Origin of the sequence: Paenibacillus kribbensis, from assembly GCF_001705305.1 — a bacterium.
Lineage (GTDB): Bacteria > Bacillota > Bacilli > Paenibacillales > Paenibacillaceae > Paenibacillus > Paenibacillus kribbensis_B.
The window spans coordinates 301,338-324,439 of record NZ_MCBP01000006.1 but is presented as its reverse complement, the minus strand read 5'-3'; the positions used below and the strand labels follow the sequence as shown (position 1 = coordinate 324,439).

Below are 23,102 nucleotides of genomic sequence, written 5' to 3'. Positions count from 1 at the left end.
ATATCCAAAGTTTCTTTTTACCCATATCTATTTTGCGAGGAGAGAGACATATGACTCAGTATGATGTTCAATTGATTTCATTAAGCCAGCCACAGCAACGTATTTGGTATACGGAGCTTTTGTATCCCAATCGCAACACGTCTACGATTATTGCAACGGTTAAAATCAAGGGAACTGTTCGTATAGATGCATTGCAGCAGGCGATGAACGAGGTCATTGCGCAAAATGATTCTTTTCGTATCAAAATCACTGCTCAGGACGGTATTCCATATCAATATGTAGAGCCATTTGCCGCTCAAAGCATAGAAATACTCCAAGTTACCCCGGAGGAAGCTAATCAATGGCTAAACCGCAATAATCCACAGCCGTTCTCATTGCTGGATTCGCAGCTTTACCGGTTTGTTATTTTGCAGCTGGGGGCAGAAGAAACCTGGTTTAATTTCAAAATGCACCATATTATTTCAGACGGTGTATCCATGAATCAGGCCATTAATGAAATTACTGCGCATTACATGGATATTGTGCATGATAGTGGTCAGGATGCACCAGCTAAAGCGAATCCATATCTGGATTTTATTCAGGTGGAGCAAAGCTATGAGCAATCTGACCGCTATGAAAAGGACAAGACGTACTGGACAGAGAAGTTTGCCGATTTGCCGGAGACTACAGGTTTAAAATCATACAATCCGCTAACACTGAGCACGGCTGCACGCCGGGAGAGCTTTATACTGGAGCATGAATTGTATCGTGGTGTTACGGCTTTTTGCGAGGAGCATAAAATCAGTATTTTTACGTTCTTCCTGGCCGCCCTGTATATATATTTGCATAAAGTGACGGGGGAACAGGATTTAACAGTAGGTACACTGTACGCTAACCGTACGTCGAAAAAGGAAAAGGATACGATTGGCATGTTCGTCAGCACCGTGGCTACGCGCCTGCTGGTTGGGCCGGAATCCGAGCTGCTGACCTTCCTGCAAGGTGTGGGCAAGGAGCAGTCGTCCATTTTGCGGCATCAGCGTTATCCGTACAACAAAATTATTCAGGATTTGCGTGAACAGCAAAACAGTCTAGACATTCAGCGCCTGTTTGGCGTTTCCATTCAGTACCGTACGCTGAGCTTCTCCCGTTTTGATGAAGCCATTCAGCAGGTGAACAACGATTTCTGTGGAGATACGGTGAACGACTTCGATATTCACATGGTGGAAATGCTGGATGACGATAGACTTGTCTTGTACCTGGATTATCGTACCGAGCTGTTCAGTGAACAGGAAATTGCCCGAATCATCCAACAATTTTTGAGTGTGGCGGAGCATATGGTGAAAGGGCCACAGAAGCGGATACAGGAGTTGTCGCTGATTAGTGAAGAAGAGCGAGCGCAAATTGTGGATGTATTCAATGCTACAGCAGTAGAATATCCACACGATGCAGGGATTCATGAACTGTTCGAGCAACAGGCAGAGCGTACACCGGATCAGACGGCGGTCGTGTTTGGAAACAGTCGTCTAACCTATGGACAGCTGAATGAACAGGCCAACCGACTGGCTCACACGCTGCGCGGTTACGGTGTTACTGTTGAACGGACGGTGGGTATCGTCGCTGAGCGTTCTACAGATATGATCGTCGGCATGCTGGCGATCCTCAAGGCGGGCGGCGCATATGTGCCGATTGATCCGGATTATCCGGCAGAACGTGTACGCTACCTGCTGGAGGATTCAGGTGCGAAGCTGCTGCTGGTGCAGCGCGCGGAGCAGCAACCCGATGACTACAGCGGAATTGTGCTGGATCTGAGCGATGCCACTGTATATGGGGCAGAGGATGATCAAGGCTTAAATACCGTACAATCGGAGCAAAACGAGGCTTATCATGCGGATTATACCCATTATACAAATCCGAAAAATGAGATTTTACAAGCAGGTACATTCGGGAATCGACTCGCCTATTTGATGTACACTTCGGGAACGACTGGGCAACCCAAAGGGGTCATGGTGGAGCACCGCAATGTCGTGCGTTTGGTAAAAAATACAAACTATGCACAACTGGATGCTGACACGCGCATTTTACAGACCGGGGCTGTTGTCTTTGACGCGTCTACCTTCGAAATCTGGGGTGCGCTATTGAACGGTGGACAGCTGGTGCTGGTGAGCCAGGATGTCATTTTGGACGCGCCGAAGCTCAAGGAAGCGGTATGCAGCCATGGCATTACGACGATGTGGCTGACCGCACCGCTCTTTAACCAGCTATCCCAGCAGGACCTAGAGCTGTTCGAGGGGATACGGGAGCTGCTGGTCGGCGGGGATGTGCTGTCCGTCCCGCATATTAACCGGGTGCTGAAGGCTCATCCGTCTCTGCGGATTATTAACGGCTATGGGCCGACGGAAAATACGACCTTTTCCACGACGCATGCGATTAGCGGCGTGCAAACGGAATCGGTGCCGATTGGCAGCCCGATCCATAACTCGACGGCGTATGTCGTGGACCGTTCGATGCAGCTTCAGCCGGTTGGAGCGTGGGGAGAGCTGATCGTCGGCGGTGACGGGGTGGCACGTGGATACCGCAACCGTCCGGACCTGACGGCTGAAAAGTTCATCGACAGTCCGTTCCGCAGCGGAGAACGCTGCTATCGCACAGGCGACCTGGTACGCTGGAATGCGGACGGGACGCTGGAATACAAGGGACGGATTGACGCCCAGGTGAAAATCCGGGGTTACCGGATCGAGCTGGGCGAGGTGGAAGCACAGCTGTTGAAGCTGGAGGCGGTACGAGAAGCCGTCGTGATTGCACGTGAGGATGAGCAGGGGCAAAAACAGCTCTGCGCTTATGTGGTGACCCATACGGATGTAGCGGCAAATGAGCTGCGCAGCGCGTTGAGCCAGGAGCTGCCGGGCTACATGGTGCCGTCGTATTTCGTTGCAATGGAGCAATTGCCGCTGACGCCTAACGGCAAGGTAGACCGCCGGGCGCTGCCGCAGCCGGAGGGACGTGTGGATTCCGGCGAGGACTATGTAGCAGCCCGAAATGACGTAGAACGGACATTGGTATCGGTATGGCAATCTGTACTGGGTATCGAGCATATCGGCGTGCTGGATAACTTTTTCCATCTGGGCGGCGACTCGATCAAGGCCATTCAGGTGTCTTCAAGATTGCTGCAAAACGGCTATAAGCTGGAAATGAGGGAGCTGTTCCAATATCCGACGATTGCGGAGCTGAATGGCCGAGTGCAGAAGGTGAACCGTGTCTCGGACCAAGGGGAAGTCACGGGTACGGTAGCGTTAACGCCGATTCAGCATTGGTTTATTGAGCAGCAGCCCTCCAAGCCGGAGCACTATAATCAGGCGCTGATGCTGCACCGTGAGGATCGTATGGACGAAACGGCGCTTCGTGAGGCACTGCAACACATTGTCGAGCATCATGACGCTCTGCGTATCGTATTCCATCAGAATGCAGCTGGTGGATATGAAGCCTGGAATCGCGGCCTGCAGGAAGGTGAGCTGTTCAGTCTCGAAGTCGTGGACTTTACGAACGAGCCTGATTTTGCTGATGTGCTGGAGGCTAAAGCGAGCGAAATTCAAAGCAGTATCCGTCTGGATGAAGGCCCTTTAGTGAAGCTGGGTCTGTTCCGCTGCGCGGATGGGGATCATTTGCTGATCGCGATCCACCATTTTGTGGTCGATGGTGTATCTTGGCGCATTTTGCTGGAGGATTTGGCGTCTGGATATGAGCAGGCTTTACGGGGCGAGTCTGTCCGTTTGCCGAATAAGACGGATTCCTTCCGTCTGTGGGCTGATCAGCTGTCAGCTTATGCGAGCAGCACAGCATTGGAGAAGGAACGTGCGTACTGGCAACAGCTGGAGCAAGCTGGGGCTGCTCAAGCAGCTTTGCCCAAGGATTACACTCGCAAATCTGAGACCAAGCCTCAGCTGCGCGATGACCGCACACTTACGGTAGCGTGGACGGTCAAAGAAACAGAGCAATTTTTGAAGCAGGCACACCGTGCCTATAATACGGAAGCGAACGATCTGCTGTTGGCAGCTCTGGGAACCGCTATTCATGAGTGGGCAGGCATCAGTCAGGTGCTTGTGAATCTGGAGGGACACGGACGGGAAGCTATTTTGCCGGATGTGGATATTACACGTACGGTCGGTTGGTTTACCAGTCAATTCCCGGTTGTGCTGGATATGGGCCAGGATCGTAATGTGGGACGACGTGTCAAGAACGTCAAGGAAGGGCTGCGCCGTTTGCCGCATAAAGGGATTGGATACGGAATTCTGAGATATCTCGCTGCTGGGGAAGGGGAAGCCGCTTTTGTAGCCGAGCCGGAAATCAGCTTTAACTATCTCGGACAATTCGATCAGGATTTGAAAAATAATGCATTCCGCATGTCTCCTTATTCCATCGGGGCTTCCATAAGTGACACGTTGACCAAGCGTTATGCTCTTGATATCAACGGCATGGTCACGGACGGTATGCTGGAACTAACGATCAGCTACAGCAGCAAGACGTTCATGAAAAAATCAATCAAAAGACTGGCTGATCTGCTGCAGGAAAGCTTACGTCAGGTATTGGCCCATTGCGTGGAAAAGGAGCTGCCGGAGCTGACACCAAGCGATCTGTCCTTCCAAGGACTGACGGCTGGAGAACTGGAGCACATTGTAGAGCAGACCGCTGCTGCGGGTGAGCTGGAAAACATTTATTCATTAACACCCATGCAAAAAGGCATCCTGTTCCACGGCTTGATGGAGCCGCAATCAGGAGCGTATTTTGAGCAGGCGACCTTTGATTTGCAGGGCAGCTTTCAGGTGGATGCTTTTGCCGAAGGTCTGAATCTGCTGGTGGATCGCCATCAAATTTTCAGAACGAACTTTTATAGCGGCTGGAATGAGCAGCCTTTACAGGTGGTGTACCGTCATAAGGCTGGCGGATTCCGGTTTGAAGATGTGCGTTCCATGGAGCCAGAGGAGCTGAACGCGTACATTGCCGATTTTGCTGAGCGCGACAAAGCAGAGGGCTTTGATTTTAGCTCAGGCGAGCTGATGAGAGTATCTATCTTGCGTACAGGCGAGGAGTCATATCGTTTTGTGTGGAGCTTCCACCATATTTTGATGGACGGCTGGTGCTTGTTCCTGATTGTTGGGGAAGCATTCAATACGTATTTTGCATTGCTTGAAGACCGCAAGCCTGAGCTTGCTCCGGTAACGCCATACAGCGAATATATTGAATGGCTGGAACGGCAGGACAACGCAGAGGCTGAGCGATTCTGGGGTGACTATTTTGCTGGCTTTGAACAACAGACGGTGCTGCCGCAAGCGAAACAGCTGGATGGTCACGCCAAGGAATATGAGGCGGACAAGCTTTCGTTTACGCTGAGCCGTGAAGTGACCGAACGGATGAACAAGCTGGTCAAGCAGCAGCAGGTGACGGTCAATACGCTGCTGCAAGCGGCGTGGGGCGTTGTATTACAACGGTATAACAATAGTCAGGACGTTGTATTTGGCAGTGTCGTATCGGGTAGATCAGCGGATATTGCAGGCATCGATAAGATGATTGGTTTGTTTATTAATACCGTTCCAGTACGGATTCATAGCGGCAAAGATGTTACGTTCGCCGGGCTGATGAAGCAGACACAGGAGCAGGCGCTTGCTTCCCGTGCCTATGAAACCTATCCGTTGTATGAAATTCAGGCCCTGACAGAGCAGAAGCAGGATCTGGTGAACCATATTATGGTGTTTGAAAACTACCCGGTGGAACAGCGTATGGAGCAAATGGGCAGCCATGCCACGAACGGTTTTACCATTGCCAACGCCTCCATGTCAGAGCAAACAAACTATGATTTCAACATTACAGTTGTGCCGGGCGATGAAATCAGTGTTCATTTGGAATATAACGCGCTGGTGTTTGAACGCGGAGCTGTGGAGCAAATCCGTGAACATTTGCTGCATATTATAGAAGAAGCGATTAGCAGACCGGATGCGCTGGTCGATGAACTTGAGCTGGTGACTGCTGAGGAAAAAGCAAAAATCATCGACGGTTTTGGTTCAGTTGGCGTGTCTGCGTGGAGTGATGCGAAGGAAGCAGAATTGTTGTTCCACGCCTATGTGGAAGAACAGGCGCAGCTTGTACCGGACCATGTAGCAGTGGTGTACGAGCAGCAGCAGCTAACATACCGTGAGCTGAACGAGCGTGCGAACCAATTGGCCCGCCGATTGCGGAATGAAGGCATTGGACGCGAGTCGATTGTCGGCATTTTAAGCGAACGCTCGGTGGACATGCTGGTCGGCGTACTGGCGGTATGGAAGGCCGGAGGCGCGTATGTGCCTTTGGATGCCGATTATCCGTCGGAGCGAATCCGCTTTATGCTGGAGGACAGCGGTGCTACGGTGCTGCTGACTCAAACCGGCTTGCAGGAGCGTGCACAGGCGTGGCTGGAGGAAAGCCAATGGGCTTTGGCCGGAGGAAAGTCCGAAGGACAACTGGAAACGGCGGTTAGCGCTGAGACGATGGAACAAGATGCTCTCCATGAAGACCTGAGTCCTTTAAAATTAGCTTCGCTATCTAACCGTGAAGCAGGGTCCGAATCCGCGACTGTACTGCGCCTGCATACGGTGCTGGCGCTGGACGATGAGTCGCTGTATACCGGGGATGCCACAGACGTTGAACACATCAACGAGCCGCAGGATCTGGCGTATGTGATCTACACCTCCGGTACAACGGGACGTCCGAAGGGCGTCATGATCGAGCATCGCAGCCTGGTGAATACGGCCGCGGCGTATCGTCGGGACTACCGTCTGAACCAGTTCCCGGTACGGCTGTTGCAACTGGCGAGCTTCTCCTTCGACGTATTCGTCGGCGATATCGCACGGGCGCTCTATAACGGCGGTACGATGGTCATCTGCCCGAAAGACGACCGAATTGATCCGAGCCGTCTGTATGGCTGGATTCGTGATTACCAGATTACGGTGTTCGAATCGACACCGGCTCTGATTGTACCATTCATGCAGCATGTGCATGAACATGGACTGGACATGAGTAGTCTGGAATTGCTGATCACCAGCTCGGACAGTTGCAGCGTAACGGATTATCGGGTGCTGCAGGAAAGATTTGGCTCGGATATCCGCATTATTAACAGCTATGGTGTCACGGAAGCGGCGATCGACTCCAGCTTCTATGACGAAGAGCTGTCGAAGCTGCCGGGCAGCGGCAATGTGCCGATTGGTCAGGCGTGGCTGAACGCCCGCTTCTACATCGTGGACAGCCAGCTGAATCCGGTGCCGATCGGCGTGCTGGGCGAGCTGTGCATTGGTGGAGCCGGGGTAGCACGGGGCTACCTGAACCGTGCAGACCTGACGGCGGAGAAATTCGTGGCGAACCCGTACGTGCTGGGTGAACGGCTGTACCGCACGGGGGACTTGGCACGGTGGATGCCGGACGGGAATGTGGACTTTATCGGCCGGATGGATCACCAGGTCAAAATCCGGGGCTACCGGATCGAACTGGGCGAGATCGAAACGGCGATCCAGCGGGTGCCGGGTGTGCGTCAAGCCGTAGTGATCGACCGGACGGATGAGCGTGGGCACAAGTATCTGTGCGGATACATCACCGGAGAAGCGGAGCTGCGGATCGAAGAGGTCCAGGCAGAGCTGGAAGCGGGGCTGCCAGCGCATATGGTACCAGCACGCCTGATGAGACTGGAGGCAATTCCGCTGACGAGCAACGGCAAAATCGACCGCAAGGCCTTGCCGGAGCCGGAAGGCAGCATCCATACCGGCGCAGCCTATGTGGCACCGCGTACAACGGTCGAGCAGGTATTGGCTGCGGTATGGGCCGGGGTGCTTGGCGTGGAAGCGGTAGGCACGCAGGATAACTTCTTCGAGCTGGGCGGCGATTCGATCAAGGCGCTGCAGGTATCGTCCCGCTTGTTGCAGGCAGGCTATCGACTGGACATGAAAGACCTGTTCAGCAATCCGACGGTAGCTTCACTGAGTCCTTTGCTTCGTACAGATGGCAAGATCGCCAGTCAGGAAGAGGCAGCAGGCAAGGTGGAACTGACACCCATTCAACGGTGGTTCTTTGAGCAGCAACCGGCTGATCTTCATCACAGCAATCAGGCGATGATGCTGTATCGAGCTGGACGATTTGACGTAAACGCGCTGCGGCGCACGATGGAACGAATGGTTCAGCATCATGATGCATTGCGTACCGTATTCCGCAAGACAGAGCGTGGCTACGAAGCCTGGAACCGCAGTGTGGAGGAAGGCGAGCTGTATGCACTGGACATTGTCAATTTCAGCGGTGTTGAAGACGAATCTGCCGCTGTGGAAGCCAAGGCGAGTGAAATTCAAGCCAGCATTCATTTAAGCGAGGGTCCGCTTGTGAAGCTCGGTTTGTTCCAATGCGCTGGGGGCGATCATTTGTTAATCGTCATTCACCATTTGGTGGCGGACGGCGTCTCGTGGCGTATTTTGCTGGAGGATCTGGCATCTGGTTATGAACAGGCTGTCGCAGGGAAAACAGGCAAAGCCATTCGACTGCCGCATAAAACAGATTCGTTCCAGACATGGGCCGAGCATCTGTCGGCTTATGCGAACAGTGCGGAGATGGAACGGGAGCTTGCTTACTGGCAGTATATCGAACAAGCGGAAGCCAGCATGGTGAAGCCGTTACCGAAGGATTTTGCCAACGATCATGCCTTACTTGGAGACAGTGAGGTTGTCACAGTCCGCTGGACGAAGCAGGAAACGGATTTGCTGCTCAAGCAGGCTCACCGCGCGTATAACACGGAGATGAATGACCTGCTGCTGGCTGCACTCGGCAAAGCCGTATATGACTGGTCCGGTTCCGAACGGGTGCTGGTCAACCTGGAGGGCCATGGACGGGAGGTCATTTTGCCGGATGTGGATATTACGCGCACAGTTGGCTGGTTTACGAGCCAATTCCCGGTTGTATTGGATGGAAGTCTGGGACAAGGCGGAAACACAGCTCGTTTGATCAAACGGGTCAAGGAAGGGCTGCGTCATATCCCGCAAAAAGGCATTGGCTACGGTATTTTGCGATACCTGTCAAATACAGATGCTTTTGCGCAAGCAGGTGTGAAGCTTCAAGCGGAGCCAGAGATCAGCTTTAACTATCTGGGACAGTTTGATCAGGATTATAAAGGCAATGATCTGCAGCCTTCCTCCTACTCCATCGGTGTGCCTGTCAGCACAAACGCGGCTATGGATTTTGCACTGGATATCAATGGCGTGATCGAGGATGGCGAGCTGCTCTTCACCATTCGTTACGGCACAACGCAATTCCGTCATGAAACGATTGTACGGCTTGGTGAGCTACTGGCGGCTGGTTTGCGTGAGGTGATTAGCCATTGTGTCGCCCAGGAAAGAACGGTATTGACGCCAAGTGATGTTCTGCTAAATAACGTCACGCTGGACGAGCTGGAGCAGTTGGTGGAAGATACGCGGGATCTGGGTGAGCTGGAAAATGTGTATGCCTTAACGCCAATGCAAAAGGGCATGCTTTTCTACAGCTTAATGGACACGGATTCAGCGGCTTATTTTGAGCAGGCAACCTTTGAGTTGAACGGACGTTTTGATGTGGTTGCTTTTGGCAAAAGTTTTGATCTGCTCGTCCAACGACATGAGGCACTGCGGACGAACTTTATCAGTTCATGGAAGGATGAGCCTGTGCAGGTCGTCTTCCGCAGCCGCAGCGGAGCCTTGTATTATGAAGATTTGCGCGGACTGGAAAAGGAGGAACGTGAAGCTCGGGTTGAAGCTTTTATCCTTGCGGATAAAGCCAAAGGATTCCGTCTGGCAGAGGATGCGCTCATTCGTGTCTCCATTCTGCAAACCGGGGATGAAACGTACCGCTTTATTTGGAGCTTCCATCACATTTTGATGGATGGCTGGTGCTTGTCCTTTATGACACAGGAGGTATTTGGCAGCTATCTGGCACTTCGTGCAGGTCAGAAGCCAGTGCTGGAGCCTGTCACGCCGTTCAGTCGCTTTATCGAATGGCTGGAGTGTCAGGATCGTGAGGCGTCCCTGCAATACTGGAGCGGCTATTTGGCAGACTACGAGCAACAAATTACACTTCCGCAGCAAAAAACACAGCCTAAATCCATACAAGCCGGGGAATATGTCGCCGGAGAGCTGGAATGCGACTTCCAGCCGGAGCTGGTTGCTCAGATTGAACGGGTGGCAAAACAAAATCAGGTGACCATCAACACACTGATTCAGACGGTATGGGGCGTCCTGCTGCAAAAGTATAACAACAGTACGGATGTCGTGTTCGGCAGCGTTGTATCCGGTCGTCCAGGCGATATTCCTGGTGTGGAGCGCATGATCGGGCTGTTCATTAATACGATCCCAGTACGTGTTCAGTCAGAAAAGGGCGAAGCCTTTGTCGAACTGATGAAGCGAACACAGCGACAGGCGTTGGCCTCCAATGCCTATGACGCCTTCCCGCTGTATGAAATTCAGGCGCTTACCGAGCAGAAGCAGGATTTGATCAATCATATTATGATATTTGAAAATTATCCGGTGGAGCAGCAGGTAGAGCAACTGGGAAGCGAAGGACAGGAACCATTTACGATTTCGAACGTGGTGGCTACAGAGCAAACCAACTACGATCTGAACGTAGCCGTTATGCCGGGAGAAGGCATCAAGATTCGTTTTATGTATAACGCGCTCAGTTTTGATCAGGCAGGCATTGAGCGTCTGCATGGACATTTTGCGCGTCTGCTGGAACAAATTTCGCTCAACCCGCATGTTCGTGTTGAAGAGCTGGAATTGGTCACGGCGTCGGAAAAACAACAGATTACAGCGTCGTTTAATGATACTGCTTCTGTATATCCGCGCAATCAGACGATCCAAAAGCTGTTTGAGGAGCAGGCTGAACGCACGCCGGATCATATGGCCGTAGCTTTGGGACATCAATCTCTAACCTATCGGGAGCTTAATGAAGCGGCCAACCGATTGGCACATACGCTGCGGGATGCAGGAGTCAAGGCGGATGAACCTGTCGGTATTCTGACAGAGCGCTCGCTGGATATGATTACCGGAACGCTGGCTATTTTGAAGGCTGGGGGCGCGTATGTTCCGGTAGATCCTCAATATCCGGAAGACCGTATCCGCTATATGCTGGAGGACTCGGGAGCCAAGCTGCTGCTGGCTCAGCAGGATTTACTGGACCGCTGCTATTTTGACGGGCAGATTGTGAATCTGAATGATGAAACGTCTTACAGTGCGGACGACTCTAATCTGGAGATTGCTGGCGCGGGCCATCATGCCGCTTATGTCATTTATACCTCAGGCTCTACAGGCAAGCCGAAGGGTGTAGTTGTTGAGCATCAAAGTGTCGTGCGTCTCGTGCGCAATACGAATTATGTGCCGTTCGATGAATCGACGCGAATGCTGCAGACTTGCGCGTTTGTATTTGATGTATCTACGTTTGAAATTTGGGGTGCGCTGCTGAACGGCGGTCAGCTTGTACTTGTGCACAAGGATGATCTTTTGGACGCGGCCAAGCTCAAGGAGACGATACAGGATCATCGCATCAACATGATGTGGCTGACCACACCGTTATTTAATCAGCTTTCACAGCAGGACAGTAAGCTGTTCGGCGATGTGAAGTATTTGCTGGTCGGAGGCGATGTGCTGTCCGCACCGCATATTAACCGGGTACTGCGTGATAATCCGGGCATGAACATGATCAACGGTTATGGGCCTACGGAAAATACTACCTTTTCGACAACGTATCACATTACAGAAGAACAGCTGGATTCTGTGCCGATCGGACGTCCAATCCGTAATTCGACGGCGTATGTTGTGGATTCGGCGTTCAATCTTCAGCCAATTGGAGCTTGGGGTGAGCTGGTTGTCGGCGGAGACGGAGTTGCACGTGGTTACCTGAACCGTCCTGAGCTGACGGCTGAGAGATTCCTGCCCAATCCATGGGTGGAGGCTGACCGTCTGTATTGCACGGGTGACCTTGTTCGCTGGCGTGAGGATGGCATATTGGAATATGCCGGACGGATTGACCAACAGGTTAAAATTCGCGGTTACCGGATTGAACTGGGCGAAGTGGAGACGCAGCTGTTAAATTTGGATTCCATCCGTGAAGCTGTGGTGTTGGCACGCGAGGATGAATTTGGACAAAAAGTACTGTGCGCGTACTACACCTCTGATCGGGAGTGGAGTACAGGAGAACTGAGAAATCTGCTGGCGCAGGAAATCCCGGGTTATATGGTGCCTTCTTATTTCATTCACCTGGAGCAGATTCCACTGACGGTGAACGGCAAGGTGGATCGAAAAGCACTGCCTGCGCCGGAAGGCGGATTACAGACTGGAATTGAGTATGTAGCACCGCAAACAGCAGCGGAGCAGGCGCTCGCGGCTGTCTGGCAAACGGTGCTTGGTGCTGGACAAATCAGCACGCTGGATAATTTCTTCGATCTGGGCGGTGACTCGATTAAAGCGATTCAATTCTCCTCCAGACTGCTTCAAGCCGGATACAAAATGGATATGAAGGATTTGTTCAAATATCCGAGCGTCAAGGAACTGGCTTCGCATCTGCGTCTAGCGGATAAGAAAACGGCCGAGCAAGGCGAAGTTACAGGGAAAGTGGCGCTGACGCCGATACAATACTGGTTTGCAGAGCAGGAGCAGGTGGACGTACATCACTTTAATCAGGCAGTCATTCTGCACCGGGAGAAGGGCTTTGATGAATCCACTCTGCGTCAGGCTCTTAGCAAGCTGACAGAGCATCACGATGCACTGCGGATGGTGTTCAACAAGACCGAGCAAGGCTATGAAGCATGGCACCGCGGATTACAGGAAGGTGAGCTATACCACCTGGATGTGCTGGACTTTACGGATTTGACGGATGAAGCCTTGCTCAGCACAGCGATCGAGGCGAAAGCCAGCGAAATTCAAAGCAGTATTCGTCTGCATGAAGGACCACTTTTCAAAGCTGGCCTCTTCCACTGTGCTGATGGGGATCATCTGATGATGGCGATTCACCATTTGGTGGTGGATGGGGTATCGTGGCGCATTTTGTTTGAGGATTTGGCTACAGCCTATGAACAAGCCGTCCGTCAGGAAGGGCTACAGTTGCCAGACAAAACGGATTCCTTCCGTTCATGGTCTCAAAGGCTTGTCACTTTTGCGGATAGTCCGGCAATGGAAAGCGAACGCGTCTACTGGGAGCAATTGAATGCATCTGCTTTGGCTGATCAAGCACGGTTGCCTGAGGATCAAGCGCAGGATGGCAGATTTACCTTGGCTGACACGGATACAGTGATTGTCAAGCTTACGAAACAAGAGACAACACGGCTATTAAAGCAGGCATACCGCGCATATAACACGGAAGTGAACGATCTGCTCCTGACTGCATTGGGTATGATGCTGTACACATGGACCGGGCATGAACGCAGTCTGATTAATTTAGAGGGACACGGACGTGAGAATATTTTGCCGGATATGGACATTTCTCGTACCGTAGGATGGTTTACGAGTCAATATCCGGTATTGCTGGACATCGGTCGTGATCAGATTTTGTCGGGACGCATTAAACAGGTCAAAGAAAGCCTGCGTCAAATTCCGAATAAAGGGATTGGCTACGGTATTTGGAGATATCTCAGTGAATCCGGTCAGGCAGTTGGTCAATCCGGTGAAGGTTATGCCGAACCGCAAGTGAGCTTTAACTATCTCGGACAGTTCGATCAGGATTTGCACAACAGTGATACTCGTATGTCTCCATATCCTATTGGATCGGTCGTCAGTGATCGGACGGAGATGAAATACGCGCTTGATGTGGGTGGACTCGTCACGAACGGCGAACTGGAACTGGACATTCGGTATAACGGCAAGGCCTTCCGCAAGGACACGATCCAAATGCTGGCTGACCTGTTAAAGGCAAATCTGCTTGAAATTATTGAGCATTGTATCACACGTGAGCGGACTGAATTAACTCCAAGCGATGTCCTGTTAAAAGGTCTGACACTGGAGCAGCTAGATACGATTATAGAGCAGACAAAAGCCGTTGGAGAATTGGAGAATGTATATCCGTTAACGCCAATGCAAAAGGGTATGCTGTTCCATAGTCTGATGAACGCAGAATCAGGAATGTATTTTGAACAGGCGACGTTTGATCTGGAGGGACATTTTGAGCGGGATGTATTTGAGACGAGTCTGAATTTGCTGGTAAGCCGGCATGCTATATTCCGGACGAATTTCTACAGTGGCTGGCATGGTCAACCGCTGCAGGTCGTATACCGCCACAAAAAGCCGGTCTTGCATTATGAGGATGTCAGAGGGCGTGAAGACGCTATCGCTGAATTTGTGGCTCGGGATAAAGTTCAAAACTTTGATTTAGGCAAGGATGCGCTTATGCGCGTAGCTGTCTTCCGTACGGCTGATAGCTCATACCATTTTGTGTGGAGCTTCCATCACATTGTGATGGACGGCTGGTGCTTGTCGCTAGTGACAGAAGAAGTGCTCAGTGCATATTTGTCCCTGAAGGAGAACAAGCAGCCGGTGTTGGCACCTGTCAAGCCGTATAGTCGCTATATTGAATGGCTGAAACGGCAGGATGCGCAGGAAGCAACCCGCTATTGGAGCGACTATCTGGCTGGCTTTGAGCAGAAGACCTTGTTGCCCGGGGAAAGTGTACAGGCATCTGTAATGGAACGGGCTGAGGGAACAGGCAGAAGCGGTGTGACTTCAAATTCCGGATATGTTTCGGAAAAGCTGTCATTCGTGCTGGGTGAAGAACGGAGCGCGGCATTGAACGAAATTGCCAAGAAGCAACAGGTAACGATTAATACACTGCTGCAAAGCGTCTGGGGCGTCATATTGCAGAAATACAACAACAATGAGGATGTTGTGTTTGGCAGTGTTGTATCCGGGCGTCCGGCAGAAATTCCGGGTGTGGAAAACATGATCGGGCTGTTCATCAATACGATTCCGGTTCGCATTTACAGTGAGCGGAATGCTACGTTTGCTGAAATATTGCAGCGTACACAGGAGCAGGCTTTGGCCTCGGGTGCGTATGACACGTTCCCGCTGTATGAAATACAGGCGCTGACTGAACAAAAGCAAAGCCTGATTAATCACATTATGGTATTTGAAAACTTCCCGATCGGGCAGCAGATCAGTCAGGCAACCGGCTCCGGCGAGACAGGTACACAGGCTGGTTTGTCCATAGCAAATGTGGCCATTGCAGAGCAAACCAACTATGATTTTAACCTGATTGTAGTGCCTGACGAGGATATCTCCATCCTGCTTGAGTACAATGCCCTGGTCTATAACCGATATGCCATGCAGCGTATCCAAGGCCATATCGACCATGTCATCGGGCAAATTGTGGACAATCCGCACATCCGTGTGAATGAGCTGGAATTGGTAACGCCGGAAGAACAGGCGCAGATCGTTCAGGTCTGGGGAGATACGGCGGCAGCCTATCCGCAGGATCAGACGTTAAGTGCGCTGTTCGAGCAGCAGGCAGCGAACACGCCGGAGCAAGTGGCGGTACTGTGCGGAGCGGAATCGTTGACCTACGCTGAGCTGAATGAGCGTGCGAACTGCTTGGCCCGGACGCTGCGTGCGGAAGGCGTTGAACCGGATCAGCCGGTAGGCATTCTGGTACAGCGCTCGCTGGAAATGATCGTAGGTATCTATGCGATCCTCAAGGCAGGCGGAGCCTATGTGCCAATCGATCCAGAATACCCAGTGGATCGCATCCGCTTTATGCTGGAGGACTCGGGAGCAAAGCTGGTGCTGACGCAAGCGCGTTGGGTGGAGCAAGTGTCGCAGAGCTTTGAGGGCCAGGTGCTGGTGCTGGATCGTCCGGCACTGGATGGCAAGGACATTTACCACGAGGATGGCTCGAATCTGGAGCCATTGGCCGGGCCGCGCCATGCAGCCTATGTCATCTACACCTCCGGCTCGACTGGAAAACCGAAGGGCGTTATGGTCGAGCACCATTCAGTCCTGAACCGGATTTTGTGGATGCATGACCGCTACGGCTTGAGTGCGGAGGATACGATCCTGCAAAAGACCGCCTTTACATTCGATGTGTCGGTGTGGGAGCTGTTCTGGTGGTCGATGGTCGGCTCGAAGGTGAGCCTGCTGTCAGTCGGTGGGGAAAAGAATCCGGAGGACATCGTCGATACGATTGCCCGTGATAGAGTCACCACGATGCACTTTGTTCCTGCCATGCTGCATGCGTTCCTGGAATATGCGGAGCAGCAGCCGCAGGAAGTGATGCAGGCGAAGCTGGGTACGCTGCGCCATATATTTGCCAGCGGCGAAGCGTTGCCGCCGCAGCATGTGGCGAGGTTCCAACGGCTTGTGTCGAGCCTGGGTGGAGCGAAGCTGATCAACCTGTACGGCCCGACGGAAGCGACCGTGGACGTATCGTACTTCGATTGCGAGCCAGGAGAAGAATATGCGGTTATTCCGATCGGAAAACCGATTCAGAACATCCGTCTGTACATCGTCAAGGAAGGAACGGAGCAATTGCAGCCGATTGGGGTTGCAGGCGAACTGTGCATTGGCGGTGTAGGCGTAGCGCGTGGCTACCTGAACCGTCCGGAGCTGACGGCAGAGAAATTTGTGAAAGATCCGTTTGCCGATGGTGAAGCAGGCTATGAGCGGATGTACCGCACGGGCGATTTGGCAAGATGGATGCCGGATGGCAACATCGAATACTTGGGCCGGATTGACCATCAGGTGAAAATCCGGGGCTATCGCATTGAGCTGGGCGAGATCGAATCGCAGCTGCTGAAAGTGGAGTCGGTCCGAGAAGCCGTAGTCATGGCACGTACGGATGAAACGGGGCAAAAACAAATGGTGGCGTACTACGTCGCCGGGCAAGAGCTCGGAGCCGGTGAACTGAGAAATGAACTGAGAAGTGAGCTGGGCCGGGAGCTGCCAAGCTATATGGTGCCATCGTACTTTGTACAGCTGGAGCAGATGCCGCTGAGTCCAAATGGCAAAATCGACCGCAAGGCCCTGCCAGCGCCAGAAGGCAGTCTGCAAAGCGGAGCGGATTATGCAGAGCCGCGTACCGCGCCGGAACGGGCACTCGTGGCGGTCTGGCAGTCGGTACTGGGCGTGCAAACCGTCGGTATTTTGGACAATTTCTTTGATCTGGGCGGCGATTCGATCAAGGCGATTCAAATCGCATCCCGTGTGTTCCAGGCAGGCTACAAGCTCGACATGAAGGATTTGTTCCAGTATCCAACGGTCGCAACACTGGCACCGTATATGTACGAGGTAAGACGAATTGCAGATCAGGGAGAAGTCAGCGGGGAAACTGCCTTGCTTCCGATCCAGCACTGGTTCTTTGCGCAGGAGCGTGAGCGTCCGCAGCACTTTAATCAGGCGGTTATGTTCTATAGCGCCACAGGCTTTGATGAGACGGCGGTTCGCCGGGCAATGGATCACATCGTGAAGCATCATGATGCGCTGCGTACAGTTTTCCGTCCGGGTGCCTCCGGTTACGCGGCTTGGACACGCCGTGTAGAGGAAGGCGCGTTGTATACGCTGGAGACCGTGGACTACCGTGAACGGACGACTTATGCGGAGGCGCTGGAAGCGAAGGCGACCGAAATTCAAAGCAGCATCCATCTGTCGGAAGGACCTTTGGTGAAGCTGGGATTGTTCCGCACAGCAGAGGGCGATCATTTACTTATAGCCATTCACCATTTGGTGATGGACGGGGTGTCGTGGCGAATTCTGTTTGAGGATTTCGCTACAGGCTACGAGCAAGCAATAAAGGGCGAGCCTGTACGATTGCCATATAAAACAGATTCCTTCCAAACGTGGGCACGCGAATTGACGTCCTATGCCAACCGCGCTGAGGCGGCAGTGGATGAAGCCTACTGGCAACAGCTGGAACAGGCCAAAGCCGAAGCTGCCCCACTGCCTAAGGATTTTGTCTATGAAGGTTCCTTGAATGCCGACAGCGAAGTGCTGACGGTGGAGTGGAGCGAAGCCGAAACCCGGCAGTTGTTGAAGCAGGCTCATCGGGCCTATAACACCGAGGTCAATGATTTGCTGCTGACCGCGCTAGGCTTGGCAATGTACAACTGGACAGGCGCAGGACATGTTCTGATGAATCTGGAGGGACATGGTCGGGAAGCCATTCTGCCAGAGGTGGATATTACACGTACGGTAGGCTGGTTTACGAGCCTGTACCCGGTGCTGCTAAACACAGGTGTCAACCTGACGCTGGCAGAGCGGATTAAAGAAACGAAGGAAGGTTTGCGTCGGATTCCGCATAAAGGGCTGACGTATGGAACGTGGCGCTACTTGTCCCATGCGTTCACATCGGATGAAGCGCGTACGATTGCAGCAGAACCGGAAATCAGCTTTAACTATTTGGGTCAGGTCGATCAGGATTTGCAAAACAGCGGAATTACGTTGTCCTCCTGCAGTGCAGGGGAGACAGATGATGCACATTCACCGCTACAGTACACGCTGGATTTGAACGCGATGATCTCAGAAGGCACGTTGCGATTGACGATCGCTTACAGCCGTAAGCAGTATCGCAAGGAAACGCTGGAACGTGTGGCGGGACTGCTTCAATCCGCTTTGCAAGAGGTGATTACGCATTGCGTCGCTCAGGAACAACCGGAGTTGACCCCGAGTGATGTGTCCTTCAAAGGTCTGACGACTGGAGAGCTGGAACAAATTACAGAGCAGGCTGCGCGTATAGGTGAGCTGGAAAATGTATACGCACTGACCCCGATGCAGAAGGGTATGCTCTTTTACAATCTCATGGACTCACAATCCGGAGCTTATTTTGAGCAGGCATCCTTTGATTTGCAAGGACATTTTAATATCGCTGCGTTTGCGGCAAGTCTGGATGTACTGGTGCAGCGGCATACGGCACTGCGTACGAATTTCTACAGCGGCTGGAAGGATGAACCGCTTCAGGTCGTGTACCGGAATAAGCGCAGCGAACTGTATGTAGAGGATTTGCGGGATATGGAGGAAGAGAAGCAAAACGATTACATCCTTGAATATACACGCAAAAACAAGCAGAGAGGCTTTGATCTGGCGCAAGATGCTTTGATGCGTGTCGCTGTTTTACGCACAGGTGAGGATTCGTACCGTTTTGTATGGAGCTTTCATCATATCGTGATGGATGGCTGGTGCTTGTCGCTGGTGACAGGCGAAGTGTTTGCGAGCTATTTTGCGATACTGGCTCATAAGCAGCCGGAGCTGGCACCTGTAACGCCGTACAGTCAATATATCGAATGGCTGGAGCAGCAGGATCGTCAGGCTGCATCCGGTTACTGGAGCAAGTATCTGGAAGGGTATGAGGAACAGTCCCGCTTGCCACAGGCAAAAATTCAGGGCAAAACGGGGTATCAGGCAGAGCGTCTGGACTTTGACCTGGGTGCGGAGCTAACGGCTGGCATTCAGCGAGTAGCCAAACGTTATCAGGTGACTATTAATACGTTGATGCAGACCGTCTGGGGCATTTTGCTGCAGAAATATAACAGCACGGATGATGTGGTGTTTGGCAGCGTAGTATCTGGACGTCCGGCAGAAATTCCGAATGTGGAGCACATCATAGGTCTGTTTATTAATACGATCCCTGTACGCATCAGCACTCAAGAGGACAGCTTGTTCTCGGACGTGATGAAGCAAAATCAGCAGCAATCCATTGCTTCCCATACCTACGATACGTACCCGCTGTATGAAATTCAGGGGTTGTCGGAGCTCAAGCAGGATTTGATTAATCATATTCTTATTTTTGAAAACTATCCGGTAGAGGAGCAAATTGAGCAATTAGGCAACGGTGATGATGAGTCCAGCTTCAGTATCACAGGAGCCGAGTCTGCCGAGCAGACCAACTATGACTTTAACCTGGTGGTGTTGCCGGGGAACACCATTCACATGAGCTTTGGTTATAATGCACTGGCATTTGAACGTGAAAGTGTAGAGCAAATTCGAGGCCATCTGGTGCAGCTGCTGGAGCAGGTGACAGCGAAGCCGGACATTCGGGTGCAAGAGCTGGATATGTTAAGCGAGCAGGAGCGCGAGCAAATTCTGGGCGTATGGGGAGATACAGCCGCCGAGTATCCAAGTGGACAAACGATTCACGGCTTGTTCGAGGCGCAAGCAGCACAGACACCGGAGCAGGCAGCGTTGTTCTTTGAAGGAGAGCAGCTAAGCTATCGCGAGCTGAATGAACGTGCGAACCGCTTGGCTCGTACCTTGCGTAGTCAAGGCGTGACGAAGGATCGTTTGGTGGGTCTGATGACCGAGCGTTCGATAGACATGATCGTGGGCATTTTCGGGATTTTGAAAGCCGGGGGTGCATATGTCCCTATTGATCCGACGTATCCAGAGGAGCGTATCCGCTATATGCTGGACGACTCGGGAGCGAAGCTGCTGTTGACGCAGAGTCATTTGGTGGACAAAGCTGCGTTTGACGGCCGCATGCTGGTGCTGGATGGGGAGCAGGCTGTGTATCACGAGGATGGTTCCAATCTGGAGCCGCTGTCCGGCCCGAACGATCTGGCGTATGTGATCTATACGTCGGGTACGACGGGACAGCCGAAGGGCGTTATGCTGGAGCATCACGGGCTGTGCAATTTGAAAACGTATTTTGATCAGACTCTTCGAATCAGTATGACGGATCATGCGTTGCTGTTCGCCAGCTATTCATTTGATGCGGCTTGCTGGGAAATCTTTCAGGCGCTGTTCTGCGGAGCGACGCTATACGTTCCAACATCAGAGACGATTTTGAACTATGAGCGGTTTGAGCAATATATGGCGGATCACCGGATTACCGTAGCTGCCTTGCCGCCAACCTATGCGGTGTATCTGGAGCCGGAACGGATGCCAAACCTACGTATTCTGTTCACTGCGGGTTCTGCCTCATCGAGAGAGCTGGTATACAAGTGGAAGGACCAGGTGGCGTACTACAACGGCTACGGTCCAACCGAAAACTCGATAGCGACGTCGATCTGGCCGGTATCCGAGGATGAGAGAGCAGGACAACTGATTTCCATCGGACGCCCTGTGCCGAATCATCGGGTATACATGGTGGATGTACATGGACATTTGGCTCCGGTAGGCGTAGCGGGTGAGCTGTGCGTGTCCGGTCCGGGACTGGCCCGTGGTTATCTGGATCGTCCAGAGCTGACGGCTGAGAAATTTGTACCAAATCCGTTTGCGGCTGGCGAAGCAGGCTATGAACGAATGTACCGTACAGGGGACTTGGCGAGATGGATGCCGGACGGCAACATCGAGTATTTGGGCCGGATCGACCATCAGGTGAAAATCCGGGGCTACCGGATCGAGCTAGGCGAGGTCGAGGCCCAAATTCTGAAAGTGGAAGATGTGCAAGAGGTCATCGTACTGGCACAGGCGGACGAGCAGGGGCAAAATCAACTGGTGGCGTACTATGTGGCCGAGCGGGAAGTGAGTGCAGGTGAGCTGCGTGGCTTGCTGGGCGAGGAGCTTCCAAATTACATGGTGCCTTCGTATTTCATCCAGCTGGAGCAGATGCCGCTGACACCAAACGGCAAAATCGACCGCAAGGCCCTGCCGGCACCGGAAGGCAGTCTGCAAAGTGGAGCGGATTATGTAGAGCCGTGCACAGCGCTGGAGCAGACGCTGGTTTCCGTTTGGCAGGCCGTATTGGGTGCGAAGAGAGTCGGGATTTTGGATAATTTCTTTGATCTGGGCGGCGATTCGATCAAGGCAATCCAGGTATCCTCCCGTTTGCTGCAAGCTGGCTACAAGCTGGAAATGAAGGATTTGTTCCAATATCCTTCCGTATCGCTGCTGAGTGGTCATGTACACAAGGTCAGCCGTACAGCTGATCAGCGGGTAGTTTCTGGGACAGCTAAATTGACCCCGATCCAGCAATGGTTCTTTGGACAATCATCGGCAGAGCCGCATTATTTCAACCAGTCGGTCATGCTGCATAGAGCGGAAGGCTTCGATGTAGACGCATTGCATCAAGCGGTGACCAAGGTTACCGAGCATCATGATGCCTTGCGTATGGTCTTCCGTCAGACCGAACAGGGCTATGAAGCGTGGAATCGCGGCTTGAACGAAGGCAAGCTGTACAGTCTGGACGTTGTTGATTTAACGGGCTTCGAAGATGCTGCGGATGTGGTGAAGGCCATTGAAGTGAAAGCGAATGCCATCCAGAGTTCCATTCGTCTAGACGAGGGACCACTGGTCAAGCTAGGGCTTTTCCACTGCACGGATGGAGATCATTTACTGATTGCGATTCACCATTTGGTGGTGGACGGCATTTCATGGCGGATTGTGTTTGAGGATTTTGCCACTGGATATGAGCAGGCGGTTCAGGGAGAATCGATTCGTCTGCCATATAAAACGGATTCGTTCTCCACGTGGGCAGAGCGCTTGTCTCAATATGCGAATAGTCCGGCCATCGAAAATGAACGCTCATACTGGCAGCGTCTTGCCCAAACGGAATTCGTATCGCTGCCTAAGGATCATGAGAGAGCGGAAGAACCGCACTATCTGCTGAGAGACAGTGAGACTGTAACAGTGGCTTGGAGCGAGCAGGAAACACGACTGCTGCTTCAGGAAGCGCATCGCGCGTATAACACAGAAGTCAATGATCTGCTGTTAACTGCACTCGGCACGGCATTATACAACTGGAGCGGTCAGAAGCGCGTACTGGTCAATCTGGAGGGCCATGGCCGGGAAGCCATCGTTCCAGATATCGACATCACACGTACAGTGGGCTGGTTTACGAGCCAATATCCGGTACTGCTCAATGTTGACGGAAAGGCAGAAGTAGGACAGCGAATCAAGCAGGTGAAGGAAGACCTGCGCCATGTACCGCATAAGGGCATTGGCTACGGTATTTTAAAATATATGTCTGCTGGTGATGCCGATCAATCCTTAATTTTGCAGCCTGAGATCAGCTTTAACTATTTGGGACAATTTGATCAGGATTTGGAAAATGGTGACATCGGTCTATCTTCACATGCAGGTGGAGAGCCGATGAGTGACAGCACTCTTTTAGAGCATCCGCTGAATGTGAACGGCATGATTACAGCAGGCGTGCTGACGCTGGAAATTCGCTATGACAGCAAGGTATAT

At 52.3% G+C, this 23,102-nt stretch carries 1 protein-coding gene (only partly in view); it reads left to right on the top strand.

The window, feature by feature from the left end:
- The first annotated feature begins 50 nt into the window (after window positions 1-50).
- Window positions 51-23,102: the 5' portion of a non-ribosomal peptide synthetase gene (locus BAZ21_RS13990; protein ID WP_068501588.1), read on the top strand. 19,053 nt of this gene lie beyond the right edge of the window; the window shows 23,052 of its 42,105 coding nt (coding positions 1-23,052); it begins with the start codon at window positions 51-53; the stop codon falls past the right edge of the window.